The following is a 13,195-nucleotide window of genomic DNA, read 5'->3' as shown; positions in this document are numbered from 1 at the left end:
AGCTACATCGTCCTGTTAAGCATATATTTTTATTTTTCTTGAAAGGATGATTTTAGAAATGAGTGCTATCACCGTTCTATTAGCGCTATCTCCAATCATTTGGTTGATCGTAGCGTTATCCATCTTGAAATTACCAGCATGGCAAGCAACAAGTGTTGCTGCAATCGGTTCTTTCATCATCGCTATTACAGCATTCCAATCTGACCCATTTATTATGGTCACTGGTGCCCTTGAAGGTGCCGCTTTGGCAATCTGGCCAATCCTATTAGTTATTACAGCTGCTATCTTCGTTTATAACTTGGTAGTACATACGAAAGCAATGGAAACTATTAAAACAATGCTTTCTTCTGTAACATCTGATACTCGTGTACTTGCATTGTTACTTGCATGGGGCTTTGGTGCCTTCATGGAAGGTATGGCTGGCTTTGGTACTGCCGTTGCAATTCCAGCTGCTATGATGGTTGCCGTAGGTTTCGATCCACTAAAATCTATCATCGCATGTCTCGTTGCGAACTCCGTACCAACAACATTCGGCTCTATTGGTATTCCAACAACTACATTGGCATCCTTAACAAGCCTTGACCCAAGTCATTTAGGTACATTCATTTCTGTACAATTATTCTTACTTAACCTTATCGCACCATTCTTCGTTGTTATGATCATTGGTGGCGGTATTAAAGCGTTAAAAGGCGTATTCCTTGTAACATTACTTTCCGGTTTAGCATTAGCTATTCCTGAAACTATAATCAACGCAGTAATGGGTCCAGAATTATCCGTAATCTCTGCATCCATCGTAATCATGGCAGTTATCATTATTTGTGCAAAAATTATGCCTCCTAATGATCCTGCATACGCAGTTAAACAAACTGGCGAAGTTCCAAAAGTTTCTGGTGGTGAAGGCCTTGTAGCTGCAATGCCATTCATCTTAATCTTCGTATTATTGTTATTAACTTCCAAATTGTTCCCTGCAATTAATGGTCCTCTTGCGTCCATTAAAACATCTGTACCTATTTATCAAGGTCCTGGTGCAAAACCTTACACATTCGTATGGATTGCAACTCCTGGTATCATGATTTTCATCGCTGGTATTGTTGGTGGTTTCATCCAAAAAGCAAAAGCTGGCGAAATCTTCGGTACATTGGGTAGCACAGTTAAAAACTTGAAATTCACATATCTTACAATCATCACAGTTGTTATGACAGCTAAATTGATGACATACTCTGGTATGACTGCAGATATTGCGAAAGCAATGGTTGCTGGTACAGGCTCCTTATACCCTCTATTCGCTCCTATCGTAGGTGCGTTGGGTGCCTTCTTGACAGGTTCCGGTACAAACTCCAACGTATTGTTTGGCCCACTTCAAATCGCTGCAGCTCAAGGTTTAGATCCTACAAACTTCGAAGACCTTGGCTTCTGGTTAGCAGCAGTTAACTCCGGTGCAGCTGGTATCGGCAAAATGTTGTCCCCACAATCCATCGCGATTTCTATTGGTGCCGTAGGTCCTGCTTTGAAAGCATACCTAGAAAACCACAAAGAAATTAACGCGGAAGAAGCTCACAACTTAGAACATGAAATCGAAGCAAGCGTTATCATGAACAGCGCATTCAAATACTTCTTGATCTTCATCGTTATGCATGGTTGTATCTCCTTCTTCGGTCAACATTTCATCCATGAAATTCACCACTTCTTCTTCTAAGAACTGGTAACAATACAAAAAAGAACAGCTCTTCACGAGCTGTTCTTTTTTGTTGCCACATATGAAAATACTACATATAACATGGCTTAATGATAATACAGTTTAGAGTACACTGTTATTGCTACATAATATTACTACATGTTCTTGTACCAATCTATTAATAAACCTCTTGCTCTACTTCCCATTTAGTAACGGTCCCAGTATCTGCATCAATTTCAAAATCATATTCATAACCGTTATAATGTATTTCACCTTCATACTCTAAACGACCATTTTCATAATCACGATTGAATTCAGTTACATTTGCAACTGTTGCACCCGGCACACGTACTAAGGCGCTTTGAACAGCCTCATCAGAACTAATAGCTTCTACAGAAGAAACTACAGTAGTCCCTAGTACAGCCACTACAGCCAAAATCAAAAATTTTGTCATTTTTTTCATATAATTCTCTCCTACACACATAAATTGAATTAATATTCTAAATATAAATAATATCAATTATTGTAATTGATAAGAAAAAAGATAGCAAATCATAATTATTAACAAGAAAAATCTATAGAAATTATCTACCAATCATGTTACAATACATCGTATCAAATAGAAAAAATTAAATGCAGTCTGCGAAGTGCGATTCGCAGGCTTTTATTTTTCCCATTTTAAGATAGGAGGATTTTATGACTCAAGAAAATTCTGCTAAGGTTTCCTTTATCTTGGTAGTATTCCTTGGCATGTTAACAGCTATTACACCGCTCGCAACAGATCTGTATTTACCTGCATTACCGATTATGCCTGGAGAATTAAATACAACAGCATCAAATATTCAAATGACCATAGGTGTTATGACCTTTGGCGTTGCCTTAGGTCAATTATTTGGTGGCCCTATAAGTGACACAATGGGCCGTAAAATGCCACTTGTTCTAGGTAACTTACTATGCGTTATTTCTAGTATTATTTGTGCCTATGCACCAAGTATCGAAATACTTTTACTAGGAAGATTTCTACAAGGTTTAACCGGATCTGTAGGCGTTGTAATTGCCAAAGCCATCGCTCGAGACTTTGCATCCGGTCAAGAATTAACAAAACTTTTTGCCTTACTCATGATGGTTAACGGCCTCGCACCAGTCCTTGCGCCGTTAGTAGGTGGTCAACTGCTCTTATTTACTACATGGCGTGTAATCTTTGTAATCCTAGCACTATTCTCTGCCATTTTATTGGTAGGTTCACTTCTTTTCCGTGAAAGCTTACCAAAGGAAAAACGCGTTACTGGCGGCCTTACTTCGGCGGCAAAGAACTATCTTACACTTATTAAAGATAAACCCTTCCTAGGACAATCTTTAATTCAATTCTTTGCTTTTGGCGCTTTCTTTGCCTATATCTCTGGTTCATCCTTTGTATACCAAAATATCTTTCAACTATCTGCTCAAGAGTTTAGCTATTTATTCGGAATTAATAGCTGCGGCATTATTTTAGCTAGTGCCATTAGTGGCCGTGTAAGTAATGTCGTAACATCTCGTCAACTACTCACATTCAGTCTATGGGAACTTACAATTGGCTCGTTTCTATTCTTAGTAGCCATGATTTTTGAATGGTCTCTCATTCCTGTAACAACAATTCTATTCTTTACTGTGTGTACAGTATCCCTATTCGGTTCCGCCTCTTTCTCTATGGCGATGACTAACTATGGAAAAATGGCAGGCAGCGCCTCTGCCATACTAGGCTTTGCAAGCATGTTTGCAGCAGGTATTGTATCTCCAATCGTTGGGCTTGCTGGAGAACATACGGGTATACCAATGGGGATTACAATGCTAGTATGTGCAGCGCTTTCCTTATTGTGCTTGTATGGTTTGGTAGGAAAAGAATAATCTCTTTTATACATTTACTTGAGCCCCATAATGGGGCCCAACTACAACTAAATAATATTAGTATATAAAAACGATACCCCTTTCCTTGCTCAGTACGTCACTACGTTCCGTAAAATCGCTTCAGAAAGGGGTATCGTTTTTATATTAACACTATCTGTAGAGGCGTCCCATTATGAGGCTATAAAACTACATATTAAAATAGATTAACTCATTTTCCTATAACCACCTAAGCGCAATAAAGGAAAGCGCCCGCTCAACTGATTGTATAGGAGAACACAGCCCTTTCCCACCCTCTCCGTTAGATGTATTACGAATTTTTTGTAAATAATGAGATAAATAACTCGATGGAGCTATTAGGTATATAGTAGATTTGATTACTTACATTTTATAATGGGACATCTTCGTAATTAGCGTATATAGAAAAGAATACAGCCCTCTCTGCAGCGATTTTACGGAACGTAGTGACGTACTGAGCCAAGAGAGGGCTGTATTTTTTCTATACTAGTAGTATGCAGTTGTATTCGGGCCCCATTATAAAATGAAAGCACCTTATAGCTTATTTACAATAGCTCCATCGAGTTACACAACTATTAGTTCAGCAAAAATTCGCAATACACTAACTACTTATTCAAACATTGTCGATAGTAGTAGTTTCAACCGGTTTGCTTGGTTTACTGCACTGGAGCCTGGATCGTAGTCGATGGCAGCAATGCGCACGTCTGGGTAGGCCGCAGATAGTGTTTTAACCATACCTTTACCTGTAACGTGGTTTGGTAAGCAGCCGAATGGTTGCAAGCATACGATTTGTTTAGCCCCTTTTTCAATGAGGTCAATCATATCACCTGTGAGGAACCAACCTTCACCACATTGGTTACCAAGACCAATGTAGTGAGCCGCTTCTTTTGCTACTTCTGTCATACGTTGTAGAGGGTCAAAGTTTTTAGACGCTGCTACTGCTTTAGCGTATGGCAAGCGGTAAAGTTCAAGGGCTTCACGAGCCAATGTACCGAAGAAGCCAGATAGCCATGTGCCATCAAGGTGTTTAGCACGGTATGTGCTGTCCATTGCGCAGTACAAGAAGAAGTCTAATAAACCAGATGTAACGACTTCGCCACCTTCTTTTTCAATGAGTTCATTGATATGGTTGTTAGCACTTGGGTGGAATTTAACGTAAATTTCCCCTACGACGCCAACGCGAGGTTTTTGTACATCTTTATTGACCGGCAAGTTATCAAAGTCATGAATGATTTCTTTGATGTACTTATTATACTGACGAAGACTGGCAGATGTAATGTTTTCACGTAATTTTTTAATCCAGTAATCACATAATGCATCTGTAGAGCCCGGGTTAGTTTCGTAAGGACGTGTAGCCAATACGCATTGCATGAGGGCATCACCGTAAACAACAGCTTGAATCATGCGATGCAAGAAACCTTTTGTCAATTTGAAGCCTGGTTGACGTTCCATATCGCTTGCATTAAGGGATAGGATTGGCACTTGTTTCATACCAGCGTCAATCAACGCTTTACGCAAATAACCAATATAGTTTGTAGCACGGCACCCACCACCTGTTTGAGAGATGATAACAGCTGTTTTATCGATATCGTATTTACCAGATAATAGTGCAGACATGAGCTGCCCTACAACGATAATCGCTGGGTAACATGCATCATTATTGATATATTTCAAGCCCACTTCAATATCGTCACGCGTTGGAGCTGGCAACATTTCAAAGTTATAGCCTTCATTTTTGAGGACTGGATCCAAGAGGCTAAAATGCAATGGTGACATTTGTGGCACCAAGATTTTATAAGTCTTACGCATTTCCTCTGTGAACACCACGCGATTATAATCGTAGGTTGGTAATTGTTCTTCCACCACTTCTGGTGCCTCTGGGTTGTGATGACGACGCAAGCTACGTTCCATTACAGATTGCAAGGAACGCAAACGAATCGTTACAGCCCCAAGGTTTGTACCTTCGTCAATTTTGAGTAAGGTATGAATCTTATGGTTTGCTGAAAGTATATCTTTTACTTGATCCGCTACAATAGAATCGAGACCGCAACCAAAGGAGTTAAGCTCAACAATTTGGAAGCCTTCTGTTCTACTTACGAATTCAGCAGCGCGGTATAGACGGCTATGGTAAGACCATTGGTCTACAACACGTAGATGCTTAATTTCATTACCAAGTGGTGCAACGCCATCTTCCGTAAGAACAGCCATGCCAAGGGATGTAATAAGCTCTGGGATACCGTGATTAATACCAGAGTCCAAATGGTATGGACGGCCAGCCAATACGATAGTAGGAATTTGTTCTGCTACGAGGCGAGATACTGTTTTCTTTGTCGTTTCACGGTAAGAAGCCTTACAATTTTCTTGTTCTTCCCACGCTTTTTCAACAGCGTTAGCAATATCTTTCTTCTTGAGATTCAAGAAGTCCAATGCTTTCACAAGAGCAGGAACAAGAGATTTCTTATCAGCCAATGGCAAGAATGGTGCGTGGAATGGAGTATCCCCCAGAACCTCCTGCATGTTGTTTTTGATAAGTTCTGGATAGGAAATAACCATTGGACAATGGTAATTATTGTCGCGGCTAAATTCCTTAGGGCCATGTTGAATACAAGGGTACCAAACAAAGTCTACTTGTGCATTTGCAAGGTCACGAATATGACCATGTACCGCTTTTGCTGGGTAGCAAGCTGTATCGGATGGAATCGTATCAATAGCCTTGTTATATTGTTCCTTTGTAGTGTAATCGGAAAGAATTACTTCATAGCCAAGTGTATTAAAGAATGTAAACCAGAATGGGAAATCCTCATACATGTTGAGGACACGAGGAATACCTACGCGCATTTTACCTTCGAACTCTGGAATATTTTTCTTCAAATAATAGTCGAAGTAACGACGCAATTTAACGTCTACTAAGTTAGGAACTGCTTTGCGTTCCTCTTGAATCATACCCCCCGCACCGCGGTCGCAACGGTTACCCGTTACGTAAGTACGACCATCAGAGAAAGCATTGATAGTAAGCATACAGTTATTGGAGCAAAGTCCACAATTACGCATTGTCGTAGATACTTGTAAGGAGTTAAGACCATCACTATCGAGCAAAGTGCTTTTTTCCTTTTGTAACTCTTCTGCCGTTTCAGCAGCAAGAAGAGCCATACCATATGCACCCATCAAGCCAGATACGTCAGGACGAATTACTTCTACGCCCATCAATTTTTCGAAGGCACGCAAAACAGATTCGTTGTAGAATGTACCGCCTTGTACAACGATATGATCACCCAATTCTTTAGGGTCTTTTACCTTAAGAACCTTATAAAGGGCATTTTTAATAACAGAATAAGCAAGGCCTGCTGCGATATCTTGTACCGTAGCACCTTCTTTTTGAGCCTGCTTAACCTTAGAGTTCATAAATACAGTACAACGAGAACCCAAGTCGATTGGCAAGGATGCCAATAAACCTTCCTTCGCGAATTGATCGATTGGAATGCGTAGACCGGATGCGAATGTATCGATGAAGGAGCCACAACCAGAGGAGCACGCTTCGTTCAATACGATATCTTCGATGTAACCATCGCGAACCTTACAGCATTTCATATCTTGACCGCCGATATCCAAGATAAAGGATACATCTGGACAGAAGAAACGTGCTGCACGATAGTGAGCCATTGTTTCTACTTCACCAATATCGATGCCAAGGGCGCGTTTAAGGAACGCTTCGCCGTAACCAGTTACACCAGAATGCGCAATATACGCGCCTTTTGGTAACAGTTCATAAATCTTCTCGATCATTTCACGAGATTTTTCTAATGGTTTACCATGGTTAGGACCATAGTGAGAGAATATGATTTCCTTATTACTGTTGATGAGAACTACCTTAAGTGTGGTAGAACCCGCATCAATACCAAGGTAACATGGACCTTGCGCATCTTCAATATTCGCTTTTGGCGTTACCGCCTTAGCGTGACGAGCGCGGAATTCTTCTAATTCTTGTTCATTTTTAAATAGAGGTTCTACACGATCTGTAGCCTCCATAGGAATACCGATAAGGGCACCAATTTCCTTTGTTAATTGACCAACCGTAATCTCACGACAGTCTTCTTTCATTAAAGCCGCCCCTAAGGCGATGAATAATTCACCATTTTCAGGGATAATGCGATGCGCTTCATCTAGTTCTAAGGTATCGCAGAAACATTGACGAAGTTCGGACAAGAATGTTAACGGCCCCCCAAGGAATGCTACATTACCTTCGATTTTATGACCGCATGCAAGGCCCGCAATTGTTTGGTTTACAATAGCTTGGAATACGGATTTTGCAATATTTTCATGAGATGCGCCTTGGTTTAACAAAGCTTGTACGTCTGTTTTAGCAAATACGCCACAGCGTGCTGCAATTGGATAAATCGTATCAGCATTCATGGCCAATTGGTTAAGACCAGATGCATCAGTTTGCAATAAAGTCGCCATTTGGTCGATGAAAGCACCTGTACCACCTGCACAAGAACCATTCATACGGTGTTCTGCCGTTTGACCTAAATAGGTTACCTTCGCATCTTCACCACCAAGTTCGATGATAACATCAGTTTCTGGATACAACGCTTTTACGGCACGTGTTTCAGCAATAACCTCTTGCACGAATGGAATGCGTACCTTTTCAGCCATCGCCATACCACCAGAACCTGTAATACATACATGAACTTGATCATTTTCATGGCCCACTTGAGCCTCTTGGAGCAAGGTATATACGGTGTCCAAAATGTTTGCATAATGGCGTATGTACTTTTTATACAAATAATTATCGTGTTCGTCTAATAGTACAACTTTAACAGTTGTAGAGCCCACGTCAATACCCATGCGTAGCATGTGTTGCATAAATACCTCTCTTTTCAAAAAACGTATGACCACACAAGATCATACTCATATTGTGAAAGTAGTACATTGAGCATGAATCTAAAATAAAATGCACCAAACATCTAATTAAACTTAGATAAGGATAGGCTTTCACAAAAACATCTAATTTTTTAAATATCCTATACATATTATACAACAAATGTAGATAAAATCTATGTTTTTCTATATTCCAATGAGTTATACGGAATATGACTAAATTTGAATAACACCTCTACATCGAGATAGGATGTAAAATTTATTATATCATTCTAAGATGAAAAAAAGTGTACCTAACAGCACATAACTTAAGCAACAAATAGGTAAATATTATTTCTATTTCTATTTCAATTAACAAGAATAAGGGAATACAAAAAGAGGCTTCCATGAAATCATTGAAGCCTCTTGTATTTGTATTGTTCATTATATACTTTTGAGTTTTATTATTCACTCTATATAGGTTACAAAACCTTTTTATATAATCCGATAAGATCATCATGGTTAGCTGGGTATGGATTAAATCTATAACACATATCCTCTAGTGCTCTATCTGCCATGAGGTTAAGTTTTGGTTCAGATGTAGCCTTATCTACACCAAATTCAGTCAGTGTCATTGGACATTCTAAAGTTCGTTGTAGTTTTATAATCGCCTCTAGTAATGCACCTATTTTATCTCCATCGGATGCTTTATGCGATGCAAAGCCCAACTTAGCAGATAGATGGGCATATTTCTTGGCCACCTCTTGGTTACGAGAGCAATTAAATCCAATTACATAAAGCAAAAGCATACTGTTAGCTAGACCATGAGGCACATGAAATTGTCCTCCCAACTGATGAGCCATGGCATGAACTATACCTAATCCGGCCTTGTTAAAGGATAGACCTGCTAAACATGAAGCCTCATGCATAGACATTCTATCTTGCTCTGTTGCTGTTGGCTTATGACATCTTGGTAAGTAAGTAAAGACTAGCTCAATCGCCTGTTGTGCCAACGCATCAGTAAAATTATTTGCAGCCGTTGCTACATAGGCTTCCAATGCGTGAACTAGCACATCCATACCACTGAATGCAGTAACACTTGGTGGAGATGTTTTTACAAATAATGGCGTTAATAATGCTTCATCTGGTAATACCGCATCATCCACAAGAGGATATTTAATTTGTGTTTCGCTATCTGTAAGAACAGCAAAAGAGGTCACTTCTGATCCAGTTCCACTAGTAGTAGGAACAGCAATAAAGGATTTGATATCCATATGCTTTAACTTACGACCAAAGTAAGCCATGCCCTTACTCATATCGATACAGGAGCCCCCACCTATGGCAATGATTACAGTTGGTTTAATGCCTTCCATAAACTCAATACCCTTTACTACATGCGTTATGGGTGGATCAGGTACTACATCAGTATAGATGGTTACCTTATTTTTACTGTCCATTAACCCCATCACATATGTAAGGCTTGGAGAATCTTTTAAAAATGGATCGCATATGATAAATATAGATTCATTAGAAAACTCCGTAAGACGATTCAACGAATCTGGCCCTGCATAAATCTGGGTTGGAAAAGTCCATTGATTCATATGCTCACCACCTATCGAATATTAAATCCTGTTGTTAAGCAACATCTACGACGTCGCGCAAAGCAACGAGCCGATGTAGTAGATTCCCCAGTAGGTGTAGCGATTGTAAAGGTTGTCGTACCCTCACCGCTAAATCCAAGCCCTGCATAGGACGGACCATTCTTAACAAAAATGGAAGTTTTCATTTTACGAGCCATCCGGTTGAGGCGTTCCATATTCAAGGAATGCATTGTGGCTGTATGATGTAAGCCTGCTTCTAACATCAAGCATACATCAAGACCTTCGTCAAAGCTATCTACTGTAACAACAGGTAAAATAGGCATTAACATCTCAATTACTGCAAAGGGATGATTTTTTGGAGCCCGCATGATAATTAACCGTGGATCACCATTGTACGGAATATGTGCAGCATCAAGAATAACGCTTGCATTTTTACCGACAAATTTTTTATTTGGTGTCCCATTCGGTAACACGGTTAAATCGACTAGGCGTTGAATATCTTGTTGATTTTCAAGGAGAACACAACCTGCTTTTACCATTTCTTGAACTAGCTGTGGCTCGATTTGGCGCATGGCTACAACGCTCTTTTCAGCGATACATAGAATATTATTATCTAGACTAGCGCCGAGAACAATATCTTGAGCGGCCTTTTTAATATCTGCCGTTTCATCTACAAAGGCCGGTGGATTGCCTGCACCAGCACCGATAACCTTTTTACCACTTTGAAGCGCTTGTTTTACTACACCAGGACCTCCAGTAACAACTAATAGGCTCACATCTGGATGTAGCATCATCTCTTGAGCAGACTCAATAGATGGCTCTCGAAGTGTAACAATAAGGTTTTCAATGCCAATCGATTTGGCGATGATTTGATTAAGTTCACTAACTAGCAATCGACTAAGATGCTTAGCACCAGGATGAACACTAAAGAATACAGCATTCCCTGCGGCTAGCATACCTATTGTATTACATATTAATGTTTCCGCTGGATTCGTACTTGGCGTAACAGCACCAATAACACCATAAGCAGACAATTCGTATAATGTCATACCATTATCGCCTGTTTCACACTCTGTAACGAGATCTTCTACGCCCGGTGTTTTATCGAGTGTTAGATTTAATTTTAGTACTTTATCCGCAACGCGACCCATCCCCGTTTCTTCAACGGTTTTCTGAGCCAAGTCTTGTACTCGTGGACGCATGGCAGCACGGATGTCTGCTATTACCTTTTCACGGGTTGCTAAGGTGCAATCTTCAAAGCGCGCTTGTGCTGCTTTTGCAGCTTGAATTGCTTCATCAACTGTATCAAATACGCCTGGCTCAACTTGACCTCTAGGCGCTTGTTTAATAGGTTGTGATGAGGCCATTTCTTGCTTTTGCCCCTGTAATACATCTATAACCATGGAGCGGATCATTTCTTTCAACTGTGTATTGTTTTCCATCATGAACCTCCATATAGGTTGCATTGCTGATGCAATGACCATGTCAACTAACGGTGTACACAATCAAGGATACATTCATGATGTGACACAATAACTAGGTTTAACTCTGGCACCAGCTATTTCCTATACAACTATTTTTCAAAACTATCAATAATACCCACAATAGCACAATCTACTGCGGTGCCTTTATCATCTTCGAAAATATGCCGTGCCGATGAGCCTCGAGTTAGAAGCACATATTCACCTTCACCAGCACATACTGTATCGACGGCGATTTCTATGCGCCCCGTCAACTCTTGTTCTCCATCGAGAATATCTACCATCATCAGTTTCATTCCCTTTAGAGATTCATGCTTTTGAGTAGATACAATACTACCCACAACTTTACCGACTTGCATACTTCTCGTTCCCTTCAATTATTGTGATACCTAAGCGCTCAATTTCATCTCGAGCAGCCATGGTGAACCGTTGTCCCCTATATATGACGATAATAGACTGACTTTCACAAGATCTAACAAAAGAGGCCGTTATCCACGCTTGATGACTGGCATATATAGGACGACCAAATTTATCTAGAAATTTGATAGGCCAATCTAGAATAACTGATGGATTCATCAACGAGGTTACAGGAACTGCTAGGTGTATCGTCACCTCACAGTCATACGCTAATGCACGATGCAAATAGGCAACCCAAGGCACCAATGTATCGCACATTAACTCTCGTATATGACCATAATCTATACCACTGAAAGAAATGAGTTGATTCTGCAACAATATATGCTCATCATAGCTATTGCACTCTGTGACCATAAAAGTAGCAGTGGATGTCATGCGCTTTTCTAGGCGTTCTAGCACCAGTTTAACTAATACATCCATATTAATGCTCACTTCCCATGGCAATCCCTAAGGGCGTTACAAACTCTGGATATAATGGCTTATCTACGGGTAATCCTATATATTGACTGAAAGTTTTTGTAAACTCCTCAAAATTAGAAGCACCACCTACAACAATAATGGGAGTCCCCTTTTCATAGCCACCCTCTTGTAACGCACGCTTAGAAATAGCTGCCATTTTCTCTACAACCGGCCGTATGGTTGCATATACATCGCGTTTATTCGCTTCATTGCGCTTATAAGCCTCTGCTTCAGGAATAGAGATGCCATAGGCCCCGCTAATAACAAGGTTCATATGGGTGCCTCCTGTAGGCTCATCTACGGTATATACAACTCGGCCATCTTTTAAAATGCTTATGCCCGTAGTACCACCACCGACGTCGATAACAGCGCCATCGGTGATACCTAGCACATTAGCAGCAGCGGTAGGTTCGTCTAGAATGCAGGTTACTTCAAAACCGGCACTTTCAAGAACATGACCTACTACATCTTTATTTTTGCCTATCGTTCCAGGTGGAACAGCTGCTGCGGCATATACAAGTTCTGTACCTAAGGCTGCTTCCGCCTTAGCCTTTAGCTCTCGCGTAATCGTAACAGCGCCCACATAGTCAACTACAAGGCCATCTCGAATAGATTCGTTGTATTCAAAGGCACCATATATAGGTTTACCTTTATCGTTTACTACGGATAGGACAATAGATGATGTACCAAGGTCAATGCCTACGCGTAAATTCTTTTGATTATGCGAGCTCACTTGTTTGGACTCTACAAGATCAGAGAACTCTTGCAAGGTATTATTTGCCTTTTTCAAACCTTTCATCATATCA

General features: G+C 40.3%; 9 protein-coding genes. 2 read left to right on the top strand and 7 right to left on the bottom strand.

Annotation, left to right across the window (positions count from 1 at the left end):
- The first annotated feature begins 58 nt into the window (after window positions 1-58).
- Window positions 59-1,696 (top strand): L-lactate permease, encoded by a 1,638-nt coding sequence (locus tag ACWTVK_RS05820; protein WP_456046255.1) that lies wholly within the window; start codon window positions 59-61, stop codon window positions 1,694-1,696.
- 157 nt (window positions 1,697-1,853) lie between these two features.
- Here the strand turns inward: ACWTVK_RS05820 and ACWTVK_RS05815 are convergent, their stop codons facing one another.
- On the bottom strand, window positions 1,854-2,138 hold the full coding sequence (locus ACWTVK_RS05815) for a PepSY domain-containing protein (protein ID WP_456046254.1): 285 nt from the start codon (window positions 2,136-2,138) through the stop codon (window positions 1,854-1,856).
- Between the two features lie 233 nt (window positions 2,139-2,371).
- Between ACWTVK_RS05815 and ACWTVK_RS05810 the strand changes: the two genes are divergently transcribed.
- Window positions 2,372-3,559, top strand: a complete 1,188-nt coding sequence (locus tag ACWTVK_RS05810) for a multidrug effflux MFS transporter (RefSeq protein WP_456046253.1) — start codon at window positions 2,372-2,374, stop codon at window positions 3,557-3,559.
- Window positions 3,560-4,183: 624 nt separating this feature from the next.
- Here ACWTVK_RS05810 and ACWTVK_RS05805 read toward each other — a convergent pair.
- From ACWTVK_RS05805 to eutJ, 6 genes are all read right to left on the bottom strand, one after another.
- The gene (locus ACWTVK_RS05805) at window positions 4,184-8,437 is read right to left on the bottom strand and encodes a 2-hydroxyacyl-CoA dehydratase (RefSeq protein WP_303940851.1); all 4,254 of its coding nucleotides are present in this window, start codon (window positions 8,435-8,437) and stop codon (window positions 4,184-4,186) included.
- Window positions 8,438-8,913: 476 nt separating this feature from the next.
- On the bottom strand, window positions 8,914-10,032 hold the full coding sequence (locus ACWTVK_RS05800; protein ID WP_456046252.1) for a 1-propanol dehydrogenase PduQ: 1,119 nt from the start codon (window positions 10,030-10,032) through the stop codon (window positions 8,914-8,916).
- Window positions 10,033-10,043: 11 nt separating this feature from the next.
- The gene (locus ACWTVK_RS05795; RefSeq protein ID WP_456046251.1) at window positions 10,044-11,477 is read right to left on the bottom strand and encodes an aldehyde dehydrogenase family protein; all 1,434 of its coding nucleotides are present in this window, start codon (window positions 11,475-11,477) and stop codon (window positions 10,044-10,046) included.
- A gap of 128 nt (window positions 11,478-11,605) precedes the next feature.
- On the bottom strand, window positions 11,606-11,872 hold the full coding sequence (locus ACWTVK_RS05790; protein ID WP_024066335.1) for a EutN/CcmL family microcompartment protein: 267 nt from the start codon (window positions 11,870-11,872) through the stop codon (window positions 11,606-11,608).
- Window positions 11,859-12,350 carry a PduM family microcompartment protein gene (pduM, locus tag ACWTVK_RS05785; protein ID WP_298633162.1) on the bottom strand — a complete coding sequence of 164 codons (492 nt, stop codon included), beginning with the start codon at window positions 12,348-12,350 and terminating at the stop codon, window positions 11,859-11,861. Before pduM ends, ACWTVK_RS05790 begins: the two co-directional genes overlap by 14 nt.
- A gap of 1 nt (window position 12,351) precedes the next feature.
- Window positions 12,352-13,191 (bottom strand): ethanolamine utilization protein EutJ, encoded by an 840-nt coding sequence (gene eutJ / locus ACWTVK_RS05780; RefSeq protein WP_298633164.1) that lies wholly within the window; start codon window positions 13,189-13,191, stop codon window positions 12,352-12,354.
- Window positions 13,192-13,195: the final 4 nt, after the last annotated feature.

Source organism: Veillonella sp. Ser01, from assembly GCF_053850375.1.
Note: the sequence above shows the minus strand (reverse complement) of the source record. Positions and strands in the feature narration are given on the sequence as shown.